The organism is uncultured Ferrimonas sp. (assembly GCF_947489035.1).
Classification (GTDB): domain Bacteria; phylum Pseudomonadota; class Gammaproteobacteria; order Enterobacterales; family Shewanellaceae; genus Ferrimonas.
Genome location: NZ_CANLCI010000025.1, coordinates 36,067 through 62,518 on the forward strand (window position 1 = coordinate 36,067; position 26,452 = coordinate 62,518).

Sequence of the window (26,452 nt, forward strand, 5' to 3'; positions counted from 1 at the left end):
TTCCCTTGGCCATTGTGACATTGTTGTCACACCGCAGAAGCTGGCTCCAAACCACTCTCGCCTTATCTAGTTTATACCACCCCGACCAATGCCGAAGGAATGCGACCTTAGCGTGCATGGTCACAATTTGGCCAATCACTTTAACTTAAATATCAATTAGTTTGATCTAACCCCTGCCCACTAAAACGTGGCTAAACGAGCCCAACTCATGCCCCGTCCAGCCACCTTAATTGTGCTTATGGCAACAGGGTCGCCAGTTGGCTATCCACATCGCCCATCAAGCGCAGCAGGTAGCCTGCGTCTTGATCCGACAAGGTTAATTGCCACGGTTCGTGGCTTTGGCTGCTGCCGATGGTGGTGGTGTGTGCCAGCAGATCGTGGCTGAAATTAAGCTGTTCAAAACAGGCGCTGTGTTGCCGCTTACCAGGACCAATATCAACAAACACAAAGCCGCTGGGATCCACCGAGACGTGGCTGATTGCTGAGTCTGTTTGCACTAGGTCAAACTGCCGTGTTTGCACTTTCATGTGATGCCCTCCTTTACCCTGACTTCCTTCCGCCTACTATTCTGGACCATCAAATCAGAACTGCGTGATGAGCCGGTGATCTTTTTGTGGCATCATTCGCGCCCGCTATAAACTTGCCCTTTAACCGTTATGATCTGCCCAATGGCAGAGTTGGAGTTCCCCGTGGCCTTAACCTTGCAATACACCTTTAACGGCGTCACCAAAACCGTCGGCTACGCCAACGACAAGCACCAAAGCATGTTCGAAGCCGCTGCCAAAGCAGAAGGTTTTGATATTCGTCAGTACCAAGATCTGGAACATCAGGTGCAGATGAGCACTCGCGACAAAAAATCCCATCGGGATTTTCGCGATAACTACTTTAAAAAGCTGGGCTTCAGCGAAGTGAAAGTGATCCGCGACGCCGACTGAGCTCAGTGGCGCTTCTTGCTGCGCTTACGCTTAGTGCCGCTGTTACGCTTAGCGTGCACGCTGGTGGAGGCTTTTTTCGGGATCAGCAGGTAGGCGATCACGGCGATGCCGATGATCAATTGCAGTGCGAACGAGAATGAAGAGGTGGTCATGGCCGCTCCTTACGCCTTGGTGGCAACCCCCTTAGCTTGCCACCGCTGTAACGGCCAATCCCCAATGCAGATCAAAGTTTTGCTGGCTTGTGCGGCAAAGTGTGCCGCCGTTGTGGCGGCGGCCTTGGCCACCACAACGGTCGGCTTGGCTTACGGCGTCTTGTGGTAGGTTTCGCCCGCGGTGATCGCCACGCTTAACGGCGGATCCCGCAGGATCGGGCAGTTCCAGAAGGTAGAACGCGCACAATAGAAGTTAACGCTGTAGTTAAAGTCGATGGCAATCGGCTGACTTAAAGGCTGCGTCAGCTCCAGATAGAGCTCGCGGCCGCCGCCGTAGGTTTGCTCGCCATTGGTGTGATCTTTGAAAAACAGGATCAACGAATCAAACGGCGGCTGCGGCTTACTGTGGTAAGCCGGCATGGTGATCTGCTGCCCCTGCCAATCAAAGTTCAGCAAGCCAATTCGATAGAAACGATTGGTTAACCCCTGCACCGTTTGAAACAGCACCGGAGTGGCCTCGGTCGGGGTAAATTGAGCCAGCACCTTGGCATCGCCGTTGTAAGGGAAGAACTGATAGCCTGCAAAAGACGCCAGCAACGGATGGCGCTTATCGCGAATAAAGGCGCGCATGCCGCCGTTATACAGATCCCCCACCGACACCAATAACCGCTCACTCAATTCAATCGATTGCCCAGCCTCCAGCTGATGGCTGCTGTGATGCCAAACGATGTCGGCACGCTCCCCCCTGTGGGTTAAGCCAAAATCTAAGCCTTCGCTGCGCTCGCGCCAGCGGATCTGCTCGGCGGTTGCGGTGCTCAATAACCACGCCGATTCACCCGTTTGCAGGTAAGTGGCATCGCGAATATTCAAAAAGGAACGGTTGGGATCCCGAGCGGCGTTGTCGTTGTCGCTGCGCCACTCCATCCACGCTTTATGATCTTGCTGCTGGGCTTCGGTTAACCCGCCAAAACAGCCGCTTAACAGCAAGGTGACGGACGCCATTAGCGCCACAGCCCCGATTTTCATGTGCACTCCTTGCATCATCTTTGGTTGCTGCAACCACCATAGCGTAATCCCTAGCACAGCAGCCAGCTCTTGCGGATTGTCGTTACGGGTTGCCGTTGCTGCGTCCGCCCGTTCTCAGCCAACCGGCGGCAATGGTGCCACACTCAATAGCGTGTCACGGTTGATCACTGCATTCCCAACGGCCATGAAGGAGCACACCATGAAAATGCCATTGATGATGATCGGACTCAGCTTACTGCTGGGTTGCGCCAGCCCCTCAGCGCAGGTGGATTATCAAGCCGGCACCGACTTTAGCCAGATCCGCGCTTTTACCTTGGCCAGCCCCAGCCCTGAGGCCGACTCTTTGATGGCGCAGCGGATCCGCACCGCCGCTAGCCAACACTTACAACATCGAGGCTGGCAACAGCAACCACACGAAAGCAGCGATGGCATCACCTTGTTTTACCAAGGTCACATAGCCACGCGCCCAGCAAAGTCGGGGCTGCAGATTGGCTTAGGGGCAGGCAGTTTTGGCAGCAGTGGCGGGATCAGCGGTGGGGTCACCATTCCCATTGGCGACGATGAACAGCAAGTGTTGTTGGTGCAGCTGGATATGGTGCAAAACGGCCAACTGCTGTGGCGGGGCCAAGATGAACTGCGCCTGCGCGCCAATCAAGATCCCAGCCAACGTAACGCGCAGATCTCAGCGGCGGTGCAGCAGCTGTTGGGGCAGTTTCCCCCAACCGCAAACAAGTGAGTTAACGGTTATAACCGCAACACGGTACCGTTAACGCTGTCGTATTCAAACGCGCTGTTGCTGTCGGAAATTAAGCTAAACCGGCACCGTTGGCTGCCGATGTAATCCGATTCGATCAAGGCTTGGTCTTTCGGTACGGCCGGTGGGCGAGTTTCCGAAGCCGACCAGATCCCAACGTCGCTATCGATAACCCCTTGCCACACCAGCAGGCAATCGTGCTGATTGCCAATGGATTTGGTGCCGCTGCCTTCCAGCGTGCCCACCGGATAACCTTGGGCGTTGTAATCCACCGAGTTCAGCTCCGCATCGTTGCCACAGGTTAGGTTTTCCACATCCGCGCCTTCGGCGCGCAAGCGCCAGCACAGGTGGGTTTGCTGCACGGCGCTGCGAAAGCTGCCGTAGGTGCCGGCAAACACCGCTTCTTCGGCATCTTGGGACAGGTTGATGAATTTGGGCAACGCCACCACCGCTAAGATCGCCAAAATAACGATCACCACCACCAACTCAATTAAGGTAAAACCGCGCGCCTTCATGGCTGGCTCCTTTGCCATTGCTGTACTCCGTTACGGCCGCTCTCGCCGTTTTCTCTGTTACTAAAGGTATAGTAAATGATGGGCTTAACGCACCTCGACCACACGGCTGGCTTTGCGATATCGGATCCGCCAACCTTGCCAGCTGGGCAGCTCCCACCGTTTCGGCTCGCCTTTGCGGCGGCCACTGGCGTACACCAAGGTAACCACTTTCCCCCGCGGCGCGTATTCCACGTTTAGGTTCAGATCCGGCAACGCCAACTGGTGGGGAAACCCTTGTGCCAGCTCCTCCCGTTGCCACTGGGGCACCCCTTCGAATTTCAGATCCGCCACCTCGATCAGCGCCAGATCGTCACGACTTTCCACCCCAAGTTGTTGCAGCTTTGCCGTTAACCACGCCGTCACGTCAATGGGCTCGCCCTGTGCTTCCCCCAGCCCCAGATACAGCGCCCAAGCGCGGGCATCATTGGCCAGCACCGAGCCCGCCGGCGCCAGCAGTTTGTCGGTAAGGATCTGCTCGACCATCAGCTCGAACCCCAACTCTCCGGCGGGGCGACGCCAGTCGGTGCCGATCACCCGCCCCGCATAAAGCCGTTCGTGCAGACGTTGCCCCTGCTCATCCGCTCGGCGTGGGCTTAATTGCTCTTGGCCAAGATCGGCTTGGCATAAGCGCGCCAAGCCAATTGGCATCATGCAGGTGGCTAGGATCAAGGTTTGCCGCACCCCACGGCCGGGCAGCGCAAACTGGTCTAGCACCAACGCCGCTTCAGCGTCGTCACTAAAGCGGCTTTCGCGGCTCGGCTGCACCTCGATGCTGCCGTTGCCCAGCGCTTCGCGCCGTTTGGCTCGGCGCACAAACGCCAGCTCGGGCATCGCCGCCAGCATCGCTTGCAGCCAAGGTTCTCGATCCAAGTAAGAGGCGGCTTGCAACTGCGGTAACGCCAACGCCGCCCGTATTTGGTTGGCCATCTGCCGTGCTTCGGCGCGGGCATGGGCGTCCACATTCAATGCTGGCGGTGGCGTTTGGCGCAGCAGCTGCACCAAGGTCACCCCATCACACGGCAGCGGTTGCCACTGTTGCAGCGCTTGCCATCCGACGTCGGATGTTGGCGCCTGCCATAAGCGTTGGCCAATCGACAACGCCGCGGCAAGATCCACCATCGCCTCTTGGCAACCGCGATCGGGCATGGCGCTGATCAGGTGAGCAAACTGCGTATCAATCGGCAGCGGGAACAGCGCTTGGCCGTGGGGCGTAATAGCGCCGTTGTCGTCAATCGCCCCCATCTGCTGCAACCGCTGCTGTGCGAGGTGCAGCGATTTGGCGGGCAGCGGATCAACAAAGGGCAACTGCGCCAACACGGCGCCAGCACTGGCCGCGGCCAGCATCGGTTCCACCAGTTCTTCCCGTTGCAGCTCCGGTGGCGTTAACGCTTCCAGCGGCGCATGTTGCCCCCATAAGCGGATGCAGCGCCCGGGGGCAACTCGCCCTGCCCGCCCAGCCCGTTGCGCCGCCGAGGCGGCCGAGATCCGCGTTAACCCCAGCACGGTGCGGCCATTGCGCTGGCTGGTGCGGCGTTCCAAGCCCGTATCAATCACCAAGGTGACGCCAGGAATGGTTAACGAGGTTTCCGCCACATTGGTGGCCAAGACAATGCGCCGCTGGGGTTGCGCTTGCAGGGCCAACTGTTGCTCGGCTTTGCTGACGCTGGCGTGCAACGGCAGCACCAGTAACTCTGGCCACTGGGCGGCTAAGCTGGCTTGGGCTTGGCTGATCTCTTTGCGACCGGGCAGAAACACCAAGATGTCGCCCCTGTCGCTGTGGTTGGCTAAGGCGGTCTCGAGGCAACGTTTGAGTCGACTGAGCAGCTGCTGATCGTTGGGCAGGGCGTAGCTGTCGCTGCTGTGGTAACTGATGCTGACCGCAAACGTGCGGCCATCCGCCTGCAGCCGTTGGGCCGCTAAAAATTGCGCTAAGCGTTCGCCATCTACGGTGGCGGAAGTGAGCACCAATCGATGCTCGTTGCCGCGCTTTAACAGCGCCAGCAGCAGATCGGTATCCCAGCGGCGCTCGTGAAATTCATCAATGATGATGGTGCGAAAGCCCGCCAGCTTATCTTCGCTGTACCAACGCAAGGCCACCCCTGGGGTAACAAAGGCCACTTGGCTGGCGTCGGTAACGCTGTTATCAAAACGAATGGCGTAGCCGATGTCGTCGCGCCCCTGCCCCACAAACTGCGCCAAGGCGGTGCAGGCGATCCGGCGCGGCTCCACCACCAGCACCCGCCCTTGTTCGGCTGCCCACAGCGGCAAGCGGGTGGATTTACCCGATCCGGTTGGCGCCTCTACCACCAAATGGTGCTGGCTAAGTGCTGATAAGAATTCAGTTTTTAATGGATCGATGGGCAGAGCAACAGACATAACAACGGCAACCAAATGAACAATAACGCCATTGTGGCAGAGTCGGCGCCAATGCCAAATTCTGCGGCCTATGGCGCTGTTTTTTGCAGCAGCGATGGCTGTGTTTTAGCCACGGATCTGTTACGATTCGGTTTCATTTGCTGACAGCCAGATCCTATTATGCCAACGCCTTTGCTCAATCTTGCCCACAACAGCTACCACAAGCTGGTGCCTGATGAGTACTGCGTGCTGCCTGGGCAAACCGGCCGCGATCACAGCAACGTAAAATCCGCCAACGCCGACGTTACCCCGCCGAATAAGCCCAATCCTGATCTTAAACAGGAAGCGGTTAACGGCGTGGCCAGCTACCTTGGACGCAAATTGCTCGCGGTGGTATAAAAGCCGCCTCGCTTATTCAGCCTGTCGGTTATCGATGCACCTGTCCTACTCTTCTTGGCCTACTGCGGCCACTGCGCCTATCCACTTTGTGGTGGTGATGGCACGCCATCAACAGCAATGGTTATTGTGCCGCCACCAACAGCGCGACACATGGGACATTCCCGGTGGCAAAATCGAAGCCGATGAAACCCCACTGCAAGCCGCCGCCCGCGAGCTGCAAGAGGAAACCGGCGCCCGTCAATTCCGCCTGGATCCCATCGAGCTCTACCATGTAGATCAACACGGCCAGCGCCAATCCGGCTTGTTGTGCATCGCTGAAGTCAGCGAGCTGGGGCCACTGCCCGCCCACAGCGAAATGGCCGCAGTGAAACACGTAAGTCACGCCCCCGCCGCCCGCCACTTTGCCCACCCCAGCATCCAACCTCAGCTGTTTGCCCAGGTGTGCCAATGGGTCGAACTGCAACAGCAACTGAGCCGCTATCAGCATGTGATTTGGGATTGGAATGGCACCTTGGTGGATGACGCGCCGTTGGCCGTAACGCTGGTAAACCAGATGCTGCAACAGCGGCAATTGCCGTTAACGGATCTGAACCAATATCGTGATCAGTTTTGCCATCCGGTCGTGGCGTACTATCAGCACCTTGGCTTTGCCGTTGATGACGCCGGCTTTGATTGGATCTGCAGCCAATTTGGCCAAGGCTACCAAGCCCGCCGCCATCAGTTGCACCTGCATCCGGGCTGTGGCTTTTTGCTTACCCAACTGAAACGTCAGGCTACCCAGTCGATTTTATCGGCCAGCGCCCAGCACAGCTTGGAGCAATGCTTAGAGCATCACGGCATTGCCCATCACTTCGACCACGTCTACGGCTTAGACAATCACCATGCCCACAGCAAACTGGCTCGGGGCCAAGCGCTGTTGCAGCACAGTACCGTGGCCGCCAGCAACACCATCTTAATTGGCGATACCGATCACGATCTTGAGGTTGCCACCGCACTGGGGATCGATTGTTTGCTGGTGGCGGCCGGTCATCAATCGCTCAGCAAGCTCCGCGCCCTGCACCATCAAGTGCTGCCCAGCTGGCAGCTCAACTCGGTGTCGTTGGCGAAAGAGCAACCAGGGGGTGCTCTGTGATCTTGCTCAAACTCTATTCAGCTCATTCTACGGCCAATGAACCATTGACGTTATAGTGGCGATCTTATAGGGCTGAACGTTCTTCAGCCCGTTATGCCGAGTTGAGATCACGATCAAATTGAACAGCCCGATTGCTCTACGCCATGTCAGTTTCCTGTGCGCGCTGTGGTTTAGCACCTGCGCCAGCGCGGGGGATCTGCACCTGTATAACTGGCCGCATTTTATGGCGCCACAGGTGATTGAGCAGTATCAGCAATTCAGCAACCAACATGTGCAGCAAAGCTACTTTACCGAAGAAGAGTTTCGGGATCGGGTGATCAGCAGTGGCCGCGCTCGTGGCCACGATTTAGTGATGGTGGCCGACGCCTCCATCCACATCTTGGCCGAGCAGGGGTTCTTGCAAGAGTTAACCGAACTGCGGGCGGAATTGGCGCCAATGCTACACCCCCATACCATGGCGGCCTGTGGCGACTATGGCCTGCCTTATGCGTGGGGCACCATCGGGATCCTCTATCGCGGTAACCGCAACAGCATCAGCCAATGGCAACAGCTGTTTACGCCACCGCCACAGCACCAAGGCAGCATCGTGATGTACGCCGATCCGATTGATGCGGTGTCGTTGGCGCTGTTGGCGCTGAATTACCCGCCCTACAGCAGCGACGTAAGCCAGCTGAAACAAGCGCACCTGTTGCTGCAACAACAGCAACGGTTTGTGCAGGATTACGGGGTCGGCCTGAGCTACGCCGTTGAGTATGGCGCCAACAGCGGCATGACCATGGCGGTCGGCTACTCTGGCGAGGCGCACATGCTGCGAAAAACCTTACAACAGCCCGATTGGCAGTACGTGGTGCCAGAACAAGGCACCACCTTGTGGACCGAATGCTTAGCCATTCCCCGCGGCGCCAAACACGCCGCCAACGCCCGCCAATTTTTGCGCTTTATTCATCAGCCGAAGGTGGCGGCGGACAACGCCGAAACCATGTGGTTTGCCACCCCCAATCAAGCCGCATTGCCACTGGCCAGCCACGCCTACCGCACCGATCCCGAGCTGTTCCCACCGCAGCATGTCTTGGCCAAGAGCCATCACTTTCGGTTACTGCCAGCAGATGTCTTGCGCCTGCGTAACCGCATCGTTTACAGCTTGAGGTGATCCATGCGTTTAGTGCATCGTTTGAACTACATCTTGCTGCCGGTGATCGCCGCGGTCTTTTTGATTGCTGGCCTGTTGGTGTATTACGCCTTTGTCCAACAAGCCAAATTGTCTTTGGGCGAAAAATGGCAGCGCCAACTGAGCTACACCCAGCAAGAGATCCAGTTGGAGCAAAAGGGCATCCGCAGCCGCTTGGTTGAGGAGTTGAAAAGCAGCACCGCGGTCGATTTTATGCTGGCACCACAGTCGGCTTATCGCATCTACACCATTGAACAGCAGATCTTTAACTTCATCGCCATCAATAAACAAAATGGCTTTGGGGTGCAGGCGTTTCAGTTGATCGGCCCCGACGGCAAAATTTGGCTTTCGGCGGATCAGCAATCGCCTTTTGGCCCCCGCCAGCTGTTGCCGCTGCCGGACAACATCAGCCAGCAAGCACTGCAATCGATTAAGGAGAAACGCACACTGGTGCCGATCGAAGCGATCAGCGCCGATGGCCGCGGTAACGCCCAGTACGCCTTGGCACAGCAGTTTAATCCGTCGTTGCCGCAGGAGATCGGCAACCCGCAATTCAACGACAACTTCTTAATTTTGCAGCGGGCAACCCTCGCCAGCTTCAACAAGTTGAAACGCACAATTCAGCAGCAGCTGGGGGAACATGCCCAGTTGCAGTTGCTGCCCGCCGATCCCTTATTACGCACTGGGATCGCCAGCGAGCAACAGATGGAACAGCTGCAGTTGGTGCTGAGCCACCGCCTCTATCAGTTGCGACTGAGCATCGATTACGAAGTATTAGAGGCGGAATTGGCGCAGATCCAAACCAACATCACTCGGCTGCTGTTGGTGATGATCCTGCTGTGCTTCTTTGTCCAGCGCTGGCTTATCCATTCGCAGATCGTTAACCCCATCAACGAACTGGCCGAACGCCTTAATCACTCCCGCATTAACGGCGGAGTGCAACTGGCGCCGATGAACAACGACGACGAAGTGTCGCACCTGAACAATGCCTACCTTGGCCTGATGGAGCAGATGCAGCAGCTGGCCACCTTTGATCCCCTGACCGGCCTAGCCAATCGCCGCAGCTTCCAAGAGTGGTTATCGCGGGTGTTGCCACGGTTGCAGCACCAGCCCGAGCAACGCTTGGCGCTGCTGTACATCGATTTAGACAACTTTAAACGGGTTAACGATCAGCACGGCCATACCATTGGCGATCGGCTGCTGCAGCGTTTTTCACAGCAGCTGCAGCAAGTGGTGCGCGCCAGCGATACGGTTACGCCACTGGGGCATAACGATCGCAGCTTGGCTCGGCTGGCCGGTGATGAGTTTGCGGTGCTGCTCACCGACATCAGCAACCCCACCGATGTGTCGATTGTGGCAGAGCGGATCAATCGCCTCTTTAACAACGGCTTTAAGGTCGATCGCACCCGCCATAATGTGCAGGCCAGCATTGGCATCGCCATCTATCCCGACGATGGCCTTGATGCCCACACCTTAATCGCCCACGCCGATGCGGCGATGTATCAGGCCAAATCCCAAGGGAAAAACAGCTACCAGTTTTTCTCAAGTGATATTGAAGCCAGCCTGCAGCAAAAACAGCTGATAGAAACCACCTTGGCCAAAGCGCTGCAACGCAACGCGTTTGAGCTGGTGTATATGCCGATTTGCGACGCCAACAGCCTGCAGATCTTAGGGGTTGAAGCGCTGCTGCGCTGTCCGCAGTTAACCTCGCAAGGGATTGGCCCGGATCAATTTATTCCGGTGGCCGAATCCACCGGCTTGATCCACCAAATTGATTTGTGGGTGCTCGAGCATTCGATGCAACACCTGTTGCAGCTGCAGCTGATGCAACAATTTAACGGTTTTATTGCCATCAACATCTCTGCGGTCGAACTGCATAACCATCAGTTTCCAGAACATCTGGCGCTGCTGCTGCGGCGCTATCAGCTGGATCCCGCCAAGATTGAGTTGGAGATCACCGAAACCAGCTTGGTGGCGGACGACGCCGATTGCCACGCCATTTTGGCGCGGTTAAAGCAGCTTGGGGTAAGACTGGCGCTGGATGACTTTGGCACCGGCTACACCGCCTTTAATCAGCTGGCCAGCTATCCGGTTGATGTGCTTAAAATTGACCGCACCTTTGTGAATAAGCTGGCGGGCCAGAAAACCGACGAACAATCGATGTTGGACATCATTTTATCGCTGGCACGGCTGTACCAACTGTCGGTGGTGGCCGAAGGGGTCGAAACCGAGGAGCAGCTGCACTACCTGCAACAATGTGGCTGCGACAAAGTGCAGGGCTACTACCTTGGCAAACCAATGCCCTTGGCGCAGTTGCAGCACACCTTGCTGCAAGGGTTTGACTGCCGCCCCGCCGAATTGCCGTTATCTTGATGCAAACAAGCCCAGCAATGCTGGGCTTGTTGTCGACGGTAAGGTGGCAGCGATCAGCGCCGTGGCAACCACAACGAGATCAAAGCGGTTGCCCCAAGAAACAGCACCGAGATCCACAAGCAGGCCGCCAGCCCCGCCCACTGGAACACCAGCCCCGACAACACCGTGCCGATAAGCCGCCCCATCGCATTGGCCATGTAATAAAAGCCCACGTTCAGCGACACCCCATCGGCACCGGCGTAATGCACAATCAAGAAGGAGTGCACGCTGGAGTTGATGGCAAAGGCAGCACCAAACAGCAGCAAGCCGATCACAATGGTGGCTTGAGGTTGCCACTGCAATTGCACCGCCGCAGCCACGGCCACCGTTACCAGCAACAACAGCAGCGCCCACAACAGCGCCGCGCGGCCATCGGGGCTGTGTTGTTGGCCGGTGATCTTCGGCGCCAGCCCTTGCACCACGCCGTAGCCGATAACCCACAACGCTAAAAAGCCGCCAATCGCCAGATGCGACCAACCAAAGGTGCTGCCCAGATAGACCGGCAACGCCACCACAAACCACACATCGCGGGCACCAAACAGAAACAGCCGCGCCGCGGCGAGAATGTTAACGCTGCGAGATTGCGAGAAGATCTGCTGAAACTTCGGCTTGGTTTTGGCTTTGCCGATGTCACGCCCAAGCCAGCGCAGGCTCAGCAACAAGACCAGCAGCAACAGCGAGGCCATCAACAGCATCGCCCCCTGAAACCCCACCGTAACCAACAGCAGCCCGCCCAAGAAAAAACCCACCCCTTTAAGGGCGTTTTTCGAGCCGGTCAGCAGCGCCACCCAGCGATACAACGCGCCGCTTTGTTCTGCTGGCACCAGCGTTTTAATCGCACTTTTGGCGCTCATCTTATTCAGATCTTTGGCGATGCCCGACAGCGCCTGCGCCGCCATCACGTAAGGCACACTTAGCATCGAAGACGGCACCGCCAGCATCAGCAGCGCCAACACCTGCAGCCCTAAGCCCACGTTCATGGTGCGATTCAGCCCCAGCCGTGCCCCCAGATAGCCGCCAACCAAGTTGGTGATCACCCCAAAGATCTCATAAAACAGAAACAGCATGGCGATCGCCAACGGGGAGTAACCCAATTGGTGAAAGTGCAACACCACCAACATCCGCAACGCGCCGTCGGTTAAGGTGAAGTTCCAGTAGTTGAAGGTCACCAACAGGTACTGTTTGACCTCGCGACTGAGGCCAGCAACGGTTTGAATCATGGTTCTCTCAATATCAATAAACGGTCAGCGTCAGCACGCGCAGCGGTTTGAGATGCGCAGTTAGGATTGGCTGCCACAGAAGTGGGCGTTGGCTAGTGCCAATGACCGCTTCAAGGACAAACCATGACGCCGCAATGCGCTCAATGGGCAAGCGATCCCTCAAAACAAGCGCAGCCCATTGGGATGCAGTGCCAGGATTGGTTCCCACAGAAGTGGGCGTTGGCGAGTGCCAATAACCGCTTCGAGGGCAAACCATGACGCCGCAATGCGCCCAATGGGCAAGCGATCCGCACAAGTAACGAGCGCGCTCAAACAGCAAGCATTAAAGCCCTTGCTGACAGACGTACTTGGCGAGCTCCATGGTACGGTTTACATAACCCCACTCATTGTCATACCACAGGTACATCTTCAACTGGGTGTCGTTCACCACCATGGTTGACGGCCCATCAACGATGCAGCTGCGGGGATCGGTGCGGTAGTCCACCGACACCAGCGGCCGCGTTTCAAAGCCCAGCACCCCTTTCAGTTCGCCGTTGGCGGCGTCGCTTAGCAGCGCATTCACTTCCGCCACGGTGGTGGCACGCTCCAGCTCAAACACGCAATCGGTGAGGCTGGCGTTGCACAGCGGTACCCGCACCGCGTGGCCATTTAAGCGCCCTTTCAGTTCAGGGAAGATGTGGGTAATGGCGGTGGCCGATCCGGTGGTGGTGGGGATCAAGCTCTCGCCGCAGGCGCGGGCCCGGCGCAGATCTTTATGGGGCGCGTCCAAAATGGTTTGGGTGTTGGTGATCGAGTGAATGGTGGTCATCGAACCATGCTTAATGCCCAACTGTTCATGGATCACCTTCACCGCCGGCGCCAAGCAGTTGGTGGTACAGGATGCCGCGGTCACGATGTCATGCTGCTCTTTGTCGTACCAGTGGTGGTTAACCCCATACACCGCATCCAGCACCCCTTCTTGCTTCACCGGCGCGGTCACAATCACCTTCTTAACGCCCTGATCCAGATAGGCTTGCAGCGCCTCTTTGCGCTTAAACTTGCCCGAGGCTTCAATCACAATGTCGCAGCCAGACCAATCGGTTTGCTCCAAGCTGCTGTTGCTGCTGACGGCGATGCTGTGGCCGTTAATAACAATGGCGTTGCCTTCAGCGTGGGCGTCGTGCTGCCAGCGGCCATGCACGGTATCAAATACCAGCAGGTGCGCGGCCGATTCGGCGTTGCCCGCCGGATCGTTGATCTGCACAAATTCAAACTCTGGCCAGTCCCACGCCGCGCGCAGTGCCAACCGTCCCATGCGGCCAAAGCCGTTAATGCCTACCTTAATGGTCATGTGTCGCTTTCCTTATTGAGTAACGGGTTGGGCAAACCAGTGCCGAGTGCGATTGGCAAAGGCCACCAAACTCAACATCACCGGAACTTCAACCAATACGCCCACCACCGTGGCCAAGGCCGCGCCGGAGTGCAATCCAAACAACGCGATGGCCACCGCCACCGCCAATTCAAAGAAATTTGAGGTGCCAATCATGCTCGCTGGGGCGGCCACCCGATGGGGCAAGCCCATGCGTTTGGCGGCCAAGTAAGTCAGCGCAAAGATGCCGTAACTTTGCAGCAGCAACGGTATGGCAATCAACACCATCACCTGAGGTTGCGCCAACAACGTTGGCGCTTGAAAGGCAAACAGCAGCGCCACTGTACTGAGCAACGCCAACATCGACAACGGCTTTAACCGTGCAATGGCGCCATCCAAGGCCGCGGCACTGCGCGCCAGCAGCCAGCGACGCAGCAACACCCCTGCCACCAGCGGCAGCACCACATACAGCACGGTCGCGAGGATCAACGTTGACCACGGCACCAAGATGTCGGACACCCCCAGCAATAACGCCGCAATGGGCGCAAACGCCAGCATCATGATCAGATCGTTGATCGACACCTGCACCAAGGTGTAGGCCGGATCGCCCTTCGTCAGTTGACTCCAAACAAACACCATCGCGGTGCAAGGCGCCACCCCCAACAAAATCATCCCAGCGATGTACTGCTGTGCGTCTGCCGGATCAACCCAATCGGCAAAGAACCCCTCGAAGAACAGCCAAGCTAACGCCGCCATGGTAAAGGGTTTAATCAACCAGTTAACGGTTACCGTTAGCAACAACCCTTGCGGCTGCCGCCGCACCTGCTGCAGCGAACCGAAATCGATCTGCATCATCATTGGCAAAATCATTAACCAGATCAGCAGCGCCACCGGCAGGTTGATCTGCGCCAGTTGCCACTGTGCCAACTGTGCTACTGCTGCTGGCATCACGCTGCCCAATGCCACCCCAACCGCAATGGCAAGCGCCACCCACAGCGACAAATAACGTTCAAACAGCCCCATGAAATACTCTCTTATCTGCTGGCTTGGGCCGCTATCCAAGGAGTGGGATTCGCCCAGCGCCACCGCAGCCACAATACAGCTATATATGGAAATTAATATATATCACGAATCATATATTCGATTTTCCATATGTTCAATGACAATTTGATGATCATCACCGCGCTAACCCAGCCACTTGTTATCGGACAATAAGCGCCAACCGCAGCTGCGCTGGTGGCAAATTGTGCAATGCACAATGATTACATACACTCGTCAACGCGCTGTCATTAACGGCGACTACCCTGAGCGGGAACACTGGGAATCAATTTGCCCCGAAAGCGGTTGAGAAAACCGAGTTGGAGTCTACGCGCACCACTGCGGCGTAAGTACTGGGCGGAACTTTATAAGGGACGCAAGATGGACAATGGATCGTACCAAAAGCTGCTCGACAGTCTGTTGCAGTGCAACCAACATTTTATGGATCTGGCCCAAGGGCAGGGTCAACTCGCCAGCCAAGCGGTGCTGCAGCAAAGCGTGCAAGACATCAATCAAGCGATTGAAAAAACCAGCGCACAGCCACAAGCCATGGTGGAGCAACAGCTGCAGTGGTGGCAATCGCAGCTGCAGTTATTTCAAAACACCATGCTCCGCCACGGCGGCCAACCGGTTGAACCGCTGGTGCAGCCCCAGCGCGGCGATAAACGCTTTGGTGACGAACGCTGGAGCGAGCTACCGTGGTTTGATTACATCAAGCAATCCTACCTGCTTACCGCCCAGCAGATGCAGCAAAGCATTGATGCCATCGACGATCTGGACGAAGCCAGCCGCCAGCGGCTGCAATTTTTTACCCGCCAAGCGGTTAACGCCATGGCCCCCAGTAACTTCTTAGGCTCGAACCCAGAACTGCTGCAGTTAACGCTGGAATCCGGCGGCGACAACCTGCGTAAAGGGATGGAGCAACTGAGCCAAGATCTGCTGAAAAGCGCTGGCGCATTGAACGTCAGCATGACCGACAGCGACGCCTACCAATTGGGCCGCGATTTGGCGGTGAGCCCCGGCAAGGTGGTGCATCAAACCGAGCTGTATCAACTGCTGCAATACAGCCCCAGCACCGAACAAGTGGCCAAGCGGCCGCTGCTGATCGTGCCGCCGTTCGTCAACAAGTACTACATCTTGGATCTGCAGCAGCGCAATTCGATGGTGAAATACTTGGTCGATCAGGGCCACACGGTGATGATGATCTCGTGGCTGAACCCCGACGAACGCCATCAAGCACTCGATTTCGATGACTACGTGGTGGATGGGGTGCTGAGCGCCACCGAAACCATCGAAAAACTGACCGGCGAAACCGAGATCAACGCCGTCGGCTACTGCATCGGTGGCACCGCGTTAGCCTGTGCCATGGCCTATGCCAGCGCCAAGCGGATGAAGCAGCGGATCAAATCGGCGACCTTCTTCACCACCATCTTAGATTTCAGCCAACCCGGTGAACTGGGCGCCTTCATCAACGACACCGTGGTGAGCGCGCTGGAGCAGCAAAATCTGGAGCAGGGGATCATGGATGGCCGTCAATTGGCGGTGGCGTTCTCGCTACTGAAAGAGAACAACCTCTATTGGAACTACTACATCGATGGCTACCTCAAGGGCAAAAGCCCAGTGGCGTTCGATATCCTCCACTGGAATTGCGACAACACCAACGTCAGCGGCAAGAACCACAACACCATGTTGCGCCGCTTCTACCTGAACAATGAACTGATGCAAGCCGATGCCTTTACCGTGCGTGGGGTTGGCATCGATCTGAGCCGAATTAAAGTGCCCACCCTGTTTGTCTCCACCGTCGAGGATCACATCGCGCTGTGGCAAGGCACCTACAGCGGCATGCAGCAGCTTGGCGGCGACAAAACCTTTATCTTGGGCGAATCCGGCCACGTAGCGGGCATCGTGAACCCGCCAGGGGGCAAGTACAACCACTACCTTGGCGCGGGCAGCAACGAGCTGGATGCCGAGCAGTGGCTGGCGCAAACCCAGCAGCAAGCGGGTTCGTGGTGGCCCAGTTGGATGGGCTGGCTGGCGGAACGGAATGTGCTGGATCCGGTGGCGGCACGCACCTTGGACGACAGCCTCGATAACGCCCCAGGCAGCTACGTAATGAAGCGCTTAGCCAGCACCATGGACAACGTGGCATGAGCCTATACGTTGGCCAAACGGCCCAGCTGAGCAAGGTGTTTGCAAGCGCCGAGGTGGCCGCCTTTGCCGAGCTGTCCGAGGATCGCAATCCGGTGCATCTGGATGCTGGCTACGCCGCCCAAACCCCATTTAAGCGCCCCATCGTGCACGGCATGCTGCTGTCGAGCTTGATCTCGGCGCTGTTGGGGCAGCACCTGCCCGGCGACGGCACCATCTATTTGGGGCAAACGCTGAAGTTTGTGCGGCCGGTGTACGTGGGCGATGGGGTAACCGCCCGCGTGACCGTTAGCGACATTCGCAGCGACAAACCCATCGTCACCCTGACCACCGAAGTGTTGAATAAAGAGGGTCTGCCCTGCGTGCAGGGGGAAGCGGTGGTGCGCTACGGCTAACGCCAATGGCTGCTGGCGAGCGCGAGTGGCCGGAATCGCACCAACAAAACGGGAGCCTTGCGGCTCCCGTTTCTCTGCTCATTTCTGGGCGCGGTTACGCGTTCGCGCGCTTTGGCTTGCCGCCTTTGCTGGGTTTGCCATTTGGCTTACCACTGAAGTTGGCTTTGCCAGCTTGGTTGCTGCCCTTGTTTGCGCCTTTGTTCGCACCGCCATTCGCGCCTTGGCCAGCGGGCTTGGCACCGGGACGAATTGGCTTCGCCGGCTTGCCGTTCCAGCCGCCTTTGCCGCTGGGTTTGCCCTGCTCCGAGCCCTGACCGCCGCTCCCGTTTGGCTTACCGCCGCGCTTGGGCTTATCAAACTGCTTTAAGCCGGTGTGGCGGCTCAGGGCCGGTTTACCGCGGCCACCCGCTTTGGCACCATGACGCCCCATGCCCTGCCCTTCGGCTGGCACTAGGCAATTGGGGCCGTTGCCAATCAGCTTGGCCAAACCGGCTTTTTTCAAGCCTTCGCGCACCAACGGCCAGCCTTCTGGATCGTGGTAACGCAAAATCGCTTTATGGATGCGACGTTCGCGCCCGCCTTTGGCCACCGCCACTTTGTCTTGCACCGATTTTTTGGTCAGCTTATGCAGCGAATCCAGCTCGGTGTGCCAGATGGTGGTGGCGTTCGCCAGCGGCGATGGGTAGAAGTTCTGCACCTGATCCAGCTTAAAGTCATTCTCTTTCAGCCACAGCGCCAAGTTGGTCATGTCTTTAATGGTGGTGCCTGGGTGCGCCGAGATAAAGTACGGGATCAAGTACTGCTTTTTGCCCGCCTCTTTCGAGTACTTATCAAACAGCTTCTTAAATTCGTAGTAGCTGCCCATGCCCGGCTTGAACATCTTCGACAACGGCCCCTCTTCGGTGTGCTCAGGGGCGATCTTGAGGTAACCGCCCACGTGGTGGCTGGCCAGCTCTTTAACGTAGCGCGGATCCTGCACCGCCAGATCGTAACGCACCCCAGAGGCGATCAAGATTTTCTTGATCCCCGGCACCGCTCGCGCCTTACGGTACAGATCGATGGTGGGGGTGTGATCGGTGTCCATGTGGCCACAGATGTCGGGGTAGATGCAGCTGTAACGGCGGCAGGTCGCTTCCGCCTTCGGGCTTTTACAGCGCAGGTGATACATGTTGGCGGTGGGCCCGCCCAGATCCGAGATAACGCCGGTGAAACCCGGCACCTTATCTTTGATCTCTTCAATTTCGTTGATGATCGAATCGTGCGAGCGACTTTGAATGATCCGCCCTTCGTGTTCGGTAATCGAACAGAAGGTACAGCCGCCGTAACAGCCGCGCATGATGTTGATCGAGGTTTTGATCATGTCATAGGCGGGGATCTTTTTGCCGTCGTATTTCGGGTGGGGTACCCGTGCATACGACAACCCAAACACCCAATCCATCTCGTCGGTTTCCAGCGGGATGGCTGGCGGGGTTAACCACACAAAACGATCGCCGTGGCGCTGCATCAAGGCGCGAGCACAGCCGGGATTGGTTTCTTGGTGGAACACCCGCGAACTGTGGGCGTACAGGATCTTGTCGGCGCGCACCTGATCGTAGGCCGGCAGCAAGATGTACTGTTTGTCCCACGGCTTCGGCTTTGGCGGCTGCACCTGCACCGTTTGCACCACCGGATCATTATCAAACTTACTGCCGAGCTCACAGCCCATGTCATCGGCGCCGTAAGGGTTGGGGATCGGATCAATCTTGCCCGGGGTATCTAAGGTGGTGGAGTCTAAGCCACTCCACTCCGGCAGCGCTTCTTTGGTTAAGAAGCCGGTGCCGCGAATATCACGGATCTCTTTCACGATTTCACCGGCAGCAACGCGGTGCGCCAGCTCGATGATCGGCCGTTCGGCGTTGCCGTAGATCAACAGATCCGCTTTGGCATCAAACAAAATGGAGCGACGTACCTTATCCTGCCAGTAATCGTAATGGGCGATGCGGCGCAAACTGGCTTCAATCGAACCAATCACCACCGGCACCCCTTTAAAGGCTTCTTTACAGCGCTGGCTGTACACCATCACCGCCCGATCAGGACGTTTGCCGTGCACGTTATCCGGCGTGTAGGCGTCATCGTGACGTAAGCGACGATCCGCAGTGTAGTGGTTGATCATCGAATCCATGTTGCCGGCACCCACGGCAAAAAACAGGTTGGGTTTGCCCAACGTCATGAAGTCGTCTTTGCTGTGCCAATCCGGCTGATCGATGATGCCAACACGGAAGCCTTGGGCTTCCAACATGCGCCCAACAATGCCCATGCCGAACGAGGGATGGTCCACGTAAGCATCGCCCGTAACCAAAATGATGTCGCAACTGTCCCACCCCAGTTTGTGCATCTCTTTGCGGCTGGTTGGCAAAAATTTGGCCGGCTGTTCATCCCGATATTTGGGGTAACTGAACAGCTTATTGTCTGGGGTTTGGATCATCGGTTTTCCTCAAGCGCGGTTCGCTCGCAGCGGGGGCTGGGGCGAATGGACGCGGGATTGTAGCAAAGCCGTGGCGAGGGTGCGACGGTTAACTTTTAACCATAACCATAGCAAGGTTAAGCCACGGCCTGCGCCGGATCCGCCTATTGCGCGGTTCGCTGCCCTGACCACAATTCTGTTGAGGCGCATTTCGCTTGTACTTACAATTGATTAACGCTTTTCTAAATGGAATTTCGATGCGATCAGTTCAAGCTACAACGCCGCCGTCTAAGCTGGGCTCTACCGCCCTCGTGGTGGAAGGGGGCGCTTTGCGGGCGGTGTTCTCTTGCGGGATCTTAGACGGCTTCTTGCAAGCCAACTTTCACCCGTTTGATTCCCTCTGGGGCGTTTCTGCTGGCGCCACCAATGTCGCGGCCTATCAGGCGCGGATGCCCGGCCGGAACCTGAAAATCTACACCGACATCGCCCAACGGCCGCAGTTTATTCGGCCACTGGCGCTGCTGCGTGGCCAAGAGATGATGGATTTAGACTGGTTATGGCAAGTGAGTATGGCCGAGTTAGGCTTTGATCGAGCCACCTTTGACGCCCAAACCGCGCCGCTGTACGTCGGGGTAACCAACCAACGCAGCGGCCAAGCCGAATACATTCAGGCCAGTGGCGACAACATCATTGAGCTAATTAAAGCCTCCAGCGCCTTGCCGCTCCTCTATCGCCCTGGGGTGGCGTTGAACGGCAACCGTTATGTGGATGGCGGGGTGGCGGATTCGATCCCGGTGCAGGCGGCGATTGCGGCCGGTGCCACTAAAATTATGGTGCTGCGTAGCCGCAGTGCCGATTACCAAAAAACGACCCCTAAGGCACCGCAATTGCTGCGCTACCTGTTGCGTAACACCCCTGGGATCATTGCGCCGATGTTGAACCGCGCCGCGCATTACAACCGCAGCGTGGCGCTGCTGCGAAACCCACCCGCGGGGGTAGAGATCATCGAGATCTGCCCTCCGACCTCGTTCCAGCCCAGCCGCTTTAGCCGCCAAGCGCCGTTAATGCTCGCCGGTTATCAATTGGGATTGGAAGCTGCAGTAGCAGCGATGCAACGCTGGCAGGCTAACCCCGACACCAGCGAACAGCCGCTCGGTTAACGGGCCGCCTCAACCAAGGCGGCTACGATAACAGCGATTGCAGCAACGCATCATCCGCGTTGCCCAGCGGTTCATAGGTGGCCAGATCTTTGGGGCGGCCAATGCCGTAGCCTTGGGCGTAGGTGACGCCAATTTCCTGCAGTCGCTCGAGGGTTTCTTGGTCTTCCACAAACTCCGCCACGGTTTCAATGCCCATCACCTGACACACATCGTGGATCGATTTTACGATGGCGTAGTCTTTGTCGTCGGTGGCCAAGTTTTGCACAAACACGCCATCAATTTTAACGTAGTCCACCGGCAGTCGACGCAGGTAACCGTAAGAAGCAAAGCCTGAGCCAAAGTCATCCAGCGAGAACGCAAAGCCGCGGCGGCGCAGCTCGTTCAAGATCTCCAGGGCGTGATTTTCGTTGGTGAGCGCCGCGGTTTCGGTGACTTCAAAACACACCGTGTGGGTTGGCACTCGATAGGTTTTCACCATCTGTTCCACGTAGCTGACCAAGCCGTCACTGTTTAACGTGGTGCCCGACAAGTTAATCGAGATCACTTGGCTGTCCCACAGGTGTGGGTTGCGCGCCAGCCATTCGAAACTTTTGCGGATCACCGCCCGATCCACCTGCGGCATCAAGTTAAACCGTTCCGCCGCGGCAATAAACTGCCCCGGTGCCAAAATGCGGCCGCCTTCTTCTTTGATCCGCAACAGGATCTCGCACTTACGCTTGCCGTTGTTGTTGCCATCGGTGGGCTCAATCGGCTGATAGAACAGCACCAGATCGTCGTTGACGATGGCGTCGTTAATTTTCATCGCCCACAACGGCGCATTCCGCTGATGGGCCAGATCTTGATCCAAGGAATCGAAGAAGTGGATCTGGCCTTCGCCGCCTTTGGCTTTGGTTACGCTGCAGGCGATCTCGGCGTCTTTAAAGGTTTCGTAGGGGGTTTGCTCGCCGCGATAAAAAGCCACGCCGATGCTAATGCCCACTTTGTAGCTGCCGCTGTCCCAATAGAGGGTGATCCCCTGCACGCGCTCGCTGAGGTTCTTCAGCACCTTGGCCACTTCCAGCGCCGAGCTGTCTGGCATGATCAAGCCAAATTCGTCGCCGCCGATCCGCGCCAAGATGTCTTGATTGCGAATGTTCTGCCGCATCTCTGCCGAGACGTCATGCAGCATCCGATCCCCCGCCGTGTGGCCACAGCTGTCGTTGATCAACTTAAAGCGGTTCAGATCCATGTAGATCACCGCATGCTGGCCGGGCTTATTGGCCAACTCTTCCAGCTCCCGCTCAAACACCTGTCGATTAAACAGTTTGGTGGTGCTGTCGCGCTGGGTGCGGTGCTGCAGCTGCATCTTCAGTTGCAGGTTTTTGGTCATGTCGCGCATCACCATCACCGCCCCTAATGTCTGGCCTTGGCCATCAAGGGTACGCACAACGCTGTATTTCAGCACTTCGCCGCTTTTCGGTAGCTGCACTTCGCTGTCGAGACTGACTCGGCTGGAGTTCAGCAGCTCGCGCAGGTCGTTATCCAGCTGCGCTCCGGCTTCTCCGGCCACCAGCTCTTGCAAGGTGCAGTGCTGCACGGGGCCGTGCTCAACCGCCAGTAAGATCTCCGCAGCGGGGTTCACCAGTTCAATGCGGGCGTCGTTATCCACCACCACCACCGCATCGTTGACCGCACGCAGCAACGAGTCCCGCTGCCGCTGCTGCTGATGGCGCTGCCGGAACAGTTCGTTGCAATCCTGTGCCAACTGCCCCAGCTCGGTGCCTGTTGCGACGGGTAGGGGCGCGCTGACGTCTCGATCCCGCACTTGCTGCAAGCGGGCCACAAAGCTGCTGAGCGGTTGCAACAACAACCGCCGCTGCAGTAGATACAGCCCCAACAGCACCGACAGCGCCAGCAGCATGGTTTGCATAAACACCGCCGCAGCTTGGCTGGTGAAGTTATTGATGGCGTCTAAATCAAACTGCAGTTGCAGTGCCAGCGGCTTACCAAACAGCATCGGCAGTTGCTGTTCTTGGGGGCTTTTGCTGGCGCGGGTTAAGGTGGCGGATTTTAGATTGGCGTGGGATTGGATCAGCGCCAACATCTGTTCATCGCCGATGCTTTGCACCAACACAATGCCGCGCCATTGCCGGTGTTTCAGCGGCAGGGTGATCAGCGCAAATTCGTTGTTTTGCAGCTGGGCAAAGCCACTGCGTTCAAATTGGAAGGTTTCTTGTTCTAACGGCCGCGCTAACTGCTCCAACAGCGATGCGGTGCTGCTGTCGATGGCGCGGTTTTGCGGCAGTAACGGGTGCAGCTCACCATAGTGGTTGATCACGAGGATCCGCAGCCGCTCAAAATAGTTGCGCGCCAAGAGGTGCTCGAGCACTTGCGGCTGATCCAGCTCTAAGGCGGTGCGGATCTGCAACAGTTCATCGCGGCGTTCGCTCAGGGTCGCCACAAACTCACGTTTCACTCGGCCATATTCGATAACTTGCTGATGTTCAGAAAAACTGTGCAGCCGTTGTTCAAATTGGTTTTGGGTAAACCACGACAGCAGCACCACTAATGGCATCGCAAGCGCGAACACGACAAGCATCAAACGGCGAGATAAACTGATTGCTGGCAAAGCCTAGTAACCCTATGGTTGGAGTAAATCGAGGCTCAACCGTACCCAATTGAGCCGCTAAAGCCAATGCTGTCGAGCCAATCCAATCGGCCTGCGCCGTTGCTGGGTGGCCACAAGGAAATCCGATGTCGAGCTGTCCCCAATTATGTCGGCGGTGTGTCGATAAACTTGAGCCCAATCCGGTGCTGCAATTTCATCCAGACGCGCGGATTTTGATCATCGGCCAAGCGCCGGGGGCGGCAGTGCATCGCAGCGGGATCCCATTTGATGATCCCAGCGGTCGACGCTTGCGGCAGTGGTTAGCCATGGATGAAAGCACCTTTTACGATCCGCAGCAGGTGGCCATTATGCCGATGGGGCTGTGTTATCCCGGCAAGGGGCGCAGCGGCGATAACCCACCGGATCCACGCTGTGCGCCATTATGGCACCCACAACTGTTGCCACAGTTGCAGCAACTGCGGTTAACGCTATTGATTGGTCAGTATGCGCAAAAGCGCTATTTGGCGGGATTTACAAACACCACGGCGGCAGTGCAGGCATGGCAACAGTGGCTGCCACAGGGACGTTTGGCGTTGCCCCATCCATCACCACGCAACAACATCTGGCTGAAGCGCAATCCGTGGTTTGAACAGGCGTTATTAGCGCCGCTGCAACAGGCGGTAGCAGCGGCACTCGCTTAACAGCTCAGCGGGCGCTTAGCTGCAGTAGGACTTGGCAATCTGTGCGCCCAGACGGGCGTTGTTCAATACCAGCTCGATGTTGGCATCCAAGCTGTTGCCGCCGGTCAGTTCACACACTCTTGCCAACAAGAACGGCGTTGATGCTTTACCCACAATGCCTTGCTTGTCGGCTTCGGCCAGCGCGGTATCCACCGCATTGGTGATCACGTCCAATGGCATCGCGTATTCCGCTGGGATCGGGTTAGCGATCACCACGCCACCGTGCAGATCCAGTGCCCACTTCGCTTTCAGCGCGGTGGCGATCTGCTCTGGGGTGTCCAGACGGTAATCGATGCTGTGCTCACTTTCGCGCGTGTAGAACGCCGGCAGGCTGTCGGTTTGGTAACCCACGACCGGTACCCCTTGAGTTTCGAGGTACTCACGGGTTAAGCCCAGATCCAGAATCGATTTTGCCCCGGCACAGACAACGGCAACGTCGGTGTTGGCCAGCTCTTGCAAATCCGCAGAGATGTCCATGGTTTCTTGCGCGCCGCGGTGTACGCCGCCAATGCCGCCAGTGGCAAACACTTTAATGCCCGCCATGGCCGCCAAGATCATGGTGGCAGCAACGGTGGTGGCACCGTCTTTTGCTGCCGCAACAACGAAAGGAATGTCACGACGGCTGACTTTGGTTACCGCTTGGCCGGCTTGGCCTAAGTGGCGGATCTGCGCTTCATCCAAACCCACTTTCAAACGGCCACCAATGATGGCGATAGTGGCCGGAATGGCCCCTTGCTCGCGGATCGCTTGCTCGACTTGCAGCGCGGTATCCACGTTACGTGGGTACGGCATACCGTGAGAGATAATGGTCGACTCCAGCGCAACCACCGGCTGGTTGTTGGCTAAGGCGGCGGCAACTTCAGGCTGAATATCTAAGTAATTGGCTAACATGATGCTTCCTCTAGCTGGCGCAATACCGCCGGCTCTGACATGGTTGAATTAATGGTATTGTCGGCGGCCAGCGCCAAACGGGCGGCCCCCAAGGCGAAATCGACGCTGTGTGACCAGCTCCACTGGCTCATCTGGCCATGCACTAGCCCCGCCATCAGTGCATCACCGGCCCCGGTGACGTTATTAACGCAGGTGGCTGCTGCGGGGATGATCCGTTGTCCCAGCTCACAGCTGGCAAAGGCGCCCTGCTTACCAAGGCTGATCAGCACCCGCTGTACCCCTTGCTGGTGCAGCTTGGCGGCCACCGTCGGCAGATCGGCGCTGCTGCGAATGGTGTGGCCGCTGAGCAGTTCAGCTTCCAACTGGTTCGGTTTTAAGGTGTGAATGTGGCGCAGGTATGGCCGCAACTTGCTGGCTTTGGCGCTGGATACCGGATCAACCAAAATCGGCTTATCGCTGTGGCAATGGAACAGGTAATCCAAGGCGCTGTCGCACAGGTTGGCATCAACAACCAACATGGTGGCGCGTTTCAACACCGCTTCACGTTGGCCAAGTTGCTCGGCATTGAGCCGCTCCAGCAACGCCATGTCATTCAGGGCCAGCTGCATTTCGCCATCGGCATCGTGAATGGATAAGTAGCTCGAACTGGTGGCGCCCGACACGGTAAGGCAGTGATCAACCTCGATCCCCGCTTCGCGGCAACTGCTTTTCAGTTGCTCACCCCAGCCGTCGTCGCCCATGGCACCGATAAACTGCACCTTACTGCCCAAGCGCGCTAAGTTATCGGCGATGTTGCGCCCCACCCCACCGGCACTGCAACGCAGCTGCCCTGGATTGGAGTCAGCGTTAATCAAGCTGCCATCGGCGCGCCCACAAAGATCCATGTTGGCCCCACCAATCACTACGGCGTAGCGATGCGGCGCTAAAATGTAACCCTTACCTTGGATCTCACCCTTGCGGGTCAGGTTCATGATGTGGCCTGCGGCCGCACTGCGACTGATGCCTAATTGCTCAGCAAGCTGCTGTTGCGGCAACATTGGATCTTGTCGCAGCAGCGCTAAAATTTGTTGTTCTCGATCCGTCATAAACTTTTGTTTGTTCCGCAAACATTTGTTTGATGATTGATCAAAAATATTGATTAGAAAAGGTTTTTCTACGAACAACGCTCAACTGCAGGCGCAAACAGATTGGTTTCGCCGAGCAACTTAAGTCGCACCAAGTTGCGTCACGCCAGCGACACAGCAGCAAACCAGGCTGTGTTTGCGCTGGCGGCGAAGTAACCACTTCGCGGTTTCCTTAATCATTGATTCCGATCCGCCCACGGCCATTGCAACCACGACAGGAAGTAAATAGCCCCGCTAAAAATAACCGACTCCATTGGCGGCGTTGATCCGCCAGTGCATACGAACCAAATCGTGGGAGAATAAAAAGCTGCCCAAACTTATTTGTGGTACTTCGCGGATTGCGCGTGAACGGCCTTGATGAAGGCGCCCGCGTGCTCTGGATCGGCAAACGGGTGGATGCCGTGGCCCAAGTTGAATACGTGGCCTTCGCCGTGGCCAAACTCGCCCAGAATACGCGCTACTTCCTCTTCG

24 protein-coding genes are annotated in these 26,452 nt (G+C 57.2%); 11 read left to right on the plus strand and 13 right to left on the minus strand.

The window, feature by feature from the left end; translation table 11 throughout:
* Positions 1 to 236 precede the first annotated feature (236 nt).
* Positions 237 to 527 (minus strand): hypothetical protein, encoded by a 291-nt coding sequence (locus Q0796_RS14055; protein ID WP_298444297.1) that lies wholly within the window; start codon positions 525 to 527, stop codon positions 237 to 239.
* Between the two features lie 141 nt (positions 528 to 668).
* Between Q0796_RS14055 and Q0796_RS14060 the strand changes: the two genes are divergently transcribed.
* Positions 669 to 935 carry a DUF2960 family protein gene (locus Q0796_RS14060; protein WP_298444298.1) on the plus strand — a complete coding sequence of 89 codons (267 nt, stop codon included), beginning with the start codon at positions 669 to 671 and terminating at the stop codon, positions 933 to 935.
* A gap of 2 nt (positions 936 to 937) precedes the next feature.
* On the opposite strand, the gene Q0796_RS14065 is transcribed toward Q0796_RS14060, so the two are convergent.
* Positions 938 to 1,087 (minus strand): hypothetical protein, encoded by a 150-nt coding sequence (locus tag Q0796_RS14065; RefSeq protein ID WP_298444300.1) that lies wholly within the window; start codon positions 1,085 to 1,087, stop codon positions 938 to 940.
* Between Q0796_RS14065 and Q0796_RS14070 the strand changes: the two genes are divergently transcribed.
* Positions 1,086 to 1,256 (plus strand): hypothetical protein, encoded by a 171-nt coding sequence (locus Q0796_RS14070; RefSeq protein ID WP_298444301.1) that lies wholly within the window; start codon positions 1,086 to 1,088, stop codon positions 1,254 to 1,256. The genes Q0796_RS14065 and Q0796_RS14070 overlap by 2 nt on opposite strands.
* On the opposite strand, the gene Q0796_RS14075 is transcribed toward Q0796_RS14070, so the two are convergent.
* Positions 1,238 to 2,113: a DUF1684 domain-containing protein gene (locus tag Q0796_RS14075; RefSeq protein WP_298444302.1), complete on the minus strand. Its 876-nt coding sequence runs from the start codon at positions 2,111 to 2,113 to the stop codon at positions 1,238 to 1,240. The genes Q0796_RS14070 and Q0796_RS14075 overlap by 19 nt on opposite strands.
* A gap of 199 nt (positions 2,114 to 2,312) precedes the next feature.
* Here Q0796_RS14075 and Q0796_RS14080 point away from each other — a divergent pair, with 199 nt between their 5' ends.
* The gene (locus tag Q0796_RS14080) at positions 2,313 to 2,849 is read left to right on the plus strand and encodes a DUF4136 domain-containing protein (RefSeq protein WP_298444303.1); all 537 of its coding nucleotides are present in this window, start codon (positions 2,313 to 2,315) and stop codon (positions 2,847 to 2,849) included.
* An 8-nt stretch (positions 2,850 to 2,857) separates the two neighbouring features.
* Here the strand turns inward: Q0796_RS14080 and Q0796_RS14085 are convergent, their stop codons facing one another.
* Together Q0796_RS14085 and Q0796_RS14090 are read right to left on the minus strand one after the other, a co-directional pair.
* The gene (locus Q0796_RS14085; RefSeq protein ID WP_298444304.1) at positions 2,858 to 3,400 is read right to left on the minus strand and encodes a prepilin-type N-terminal cleavage/methylation domain-containing protein; all 543 of its coding nucleotides are present in this window, start codon (positions 3,398 to 3,400) and stop codon (positions 2,858 to 2,860) included.
* Between the two features lie 66 nt (positions 3,401 to 3,466).
* Positions 3,467 to 5,797 carry a helicase-related protein gene (locus tag Q0796_RS14090; protein WP_298444306.1) on the minus strand — a complete coding sequence of 777 codons (2,331 nt, stop codon included), beginning with the start codon at positions 5,795 to 5,797 and terminating at the stop codon, positions 3,467 to 3,469.
* Positions 5,798 to 5,956: 159 nt separating this feature from the next.
* Between Q0796_RS14090 and Q0796_RS14095 the strand changes: the two genes are divergently transcribed.
* The 4 genes from Q0796_RS14095 (at position 5,957) to Q0796_RS14110 (ending at position 10,848) form a co-directional block, all read left to right on the plus strand.
* Positions 5,957 to 6,175 carry a hypothetical protein gene (locus Q0796_RS14095; RefSeq protein ID WP_298444308.1) on the plus strand — a complete coding sequence of 73 codons (219 nt, stop codon included), beginning with the start codon at positions 5,957 to 5,959 and terminating at the stop codon, positions 6,173 to 6,175.
* A gap of 34 nt (positions 6,176 to 6,209) precedes the next feature.
* Positions 6,210 to 7,307, plus strand: coding sequence for an HAD hydrolase-like protein (locus Q0796_RS14100; RefSeq protein WP_298444310.1), 1,098 nt, complete (start codon positions 6,210 to 6,212; stop codon positions 7,305 to 7,307).
* 118 nt (positions 7,308 to 7,425) lie between these two features.
* A complete protein-coding gene (locus Q0796_RS14105) occupies positions 7,426 to 8,457 on the plus strand; it encodes a spermidine/putrescine ABC transporter substrate-binding protein (RefSeq protein ID WP_298444312.1) in 1,032 nt (343 codons plus the stop codon).
* Positions 8,458 to 8,460: 3 nt separating this feature from the next.
* On the plus strand, positions 8,461 to 10,848 hold the full coding sequence (locus tag Q0796_RS14110) for an EAL domain-containing protein (protein ID WP_298444314.1): 2,388 nt from the start codon (positions 8,461 to 8,463) through the stop codon (positions 10,846 to 10,848).
* Between the two features lie 53 nt (positions 10,849 to 10,901).
* Here Q0796_RS14110 and arsJ read toward each other — a convergent pair whose 3' ends face one another.
* The 3 genes from arsJ to arsB all read right to left on the minus strand — a co-directional run bounded on the left by arsJ (position 10,902) and on the right by arsB (position 14,478).
* A complete protein-coding gene (gene arsJ / locus Q0796_RS14115; RefSeq protein WP_298444316.1) occupies positions 10,902 to 12,107 on the minus strand; it encodes an organoarsenical effux MFS transporter ArsJ in 1,206 nt (401 codons plus the stop codon).
* 322 nt (positions 12,108 to 12,429) lie between these two features.
* Positions 12,430 to 13,437: an ArsJ-associated glyceraldehyde-3-phosphate dehydrogenase gene (locus tag Q0796_RS14120; protein WP_298444317.1), complete on the minus strand. Its 1,008-nt coding sequence runs from the start codon at positions 13,435 to 13,437 to the stop codon at positions 12,430 to 12,432.
* A gap of 12 nt (positions 13,438 to 13,449) precedes the next feature.
* Positions 13,450 to 14,478, minus strand: coding sequence for an ACR3 family arsenite efflux transporter (arsB, locus tag Q0796_RS14125; RefSeq protein WP_298444334.1), 1,029 nt, complete (start codon positions 14,476 to 14,478; stop codon positions 13,450 to 13,452).
* 396 nt (positions 14,479 to 14,874) lie between these two features.
* Here arsB and phaC point away from each other — a divergent pair, with 396 nt between their 5' ends.
* Entirely contained in the window at positions 14,875 to 16,644 is a 1,770-nt protein-coding gene (phaC, locus tag Q0796_RS14130) for a class I poly(R)-hydroxyalkanoic acid synthase (RefSeq protein ID WP_298444319.1), read from the plus strand.
* A complete protein-coding gene (locus tag Q0796_RS14135) occupies positions 16,641 to 17,036 on the plus strand; it encodes a MaoC family dehydratase (protein WP_298444321.1) in 396 nt (131 codons plus the stop codon). The genes phaC and Q0796_RS14135 overlap by 4 nt, the downstream gene beginning before the upstream one ends.
* Positions 17,037 to 17,130: 94 nt before the next feature.
* Here the strand turns inward: Q0796_RS14135 and Q0796_RS14140 are convergent, their stop codons facing one another.
* Positions 17,131 to 19,500, minus strand: a complete 2,370-nt coding sequence (locus Q0796_RS14140) for a YgiQ family radical SAM protein (RefSeq protein ID WP_298444322.1) — start codon at positions 19,498 to 19,500, stop codon at positions 17,131 to 17,133.
* 236 nt (positions 19,501 to 19,736) lie between these two features.
* Between Q0796_RS14140 and Q0796_RS14145 the strand changes: the two genes are divergently transcribed.
* A complete protein-coding gene (locus Q0796_RS14145) occupies positions 19,737 to 20,639 on the plus strand; it encodes a patatin family protein (RefSeq protein WP_298444324.1) in 903 nt (300 codons plus the stop codon).
* 22 nt (positions 20,640 to 20,661) lie between these two features.
* On the opposite strand, the gene Q0796_RS14150 is transcribed toward Q0796_RS14145, so the two are convergent.
* On the minus strand, positions 20,662 to 23,208 hold the full coding sequence (locus Q0796_RS14150; protein WP_298444326.1) for an EAL domain-containing protein: 2,547 nt from the start codon (positions 23,206 to 23,208) through the stop codon (positions 20,662 to 20,664).
* A gap of 164 nt (positions 23,209 to 23,372) precedes the next feature.
* Between Q0796_RS14150 and Q0796_RS14155 the strand changes: the two genes are divergently transcribed.
* Entirely contained in the window at positions 23,373 to 23,927 is a 555-nt protein-coding gene (locus tag Q0796_RS14155; RefSeq protein ID WP_298444328.1) for a uracil-DNA glycosylase family protein, read from the plus strand.
* Positions 23,928 to 23,942: 15 nt separating this feature from the next.
* On the opposite strand, the gene Q0796_RS14160 is transcribed toward Q0796_RS14155, so the two are convergent.
* The 3 genes from Q0796_RS14160 to Q0796_RS14170 form a co-directional block, all read right to left on the minus strand.
* Positions 23,943 to 24,857, minus strand: coding sequence for a pseudouridine-5'-phosphate glycosidase (locus Q0796_RS14160; protein WP_298444330.1), 915 nt, complete (start codon positions 24,855 to 24,857; stop codon positions 23,943 to 23,945).
* Positions 24,851 to 25,942, minus strand: coding sequence for a PfkB family carbohydrate kinase (locus Q0796_RS14165; RefSeq protein ID WP_298444332.1), 1,092 nt, complete (start codon positions 25,940 to 25,942; stop codon positions 24,851 to 24,853). Before Q0796_RS14165 ends, Q0796_RS14160 begins: the two co-directional genes overlap by 7 nt.
* A gap of 356 nt (positions 25,943 to 26,298) precedes the next feature.
* The coding region (locus Q0796_RS14170) for a uroporphyrinogen decarboxylase family protein (RefSeq protein ID WP_298444335.1) at positions 26,299 to 26,452 on the minus strand (154 nt) is incomplete at its 5' end.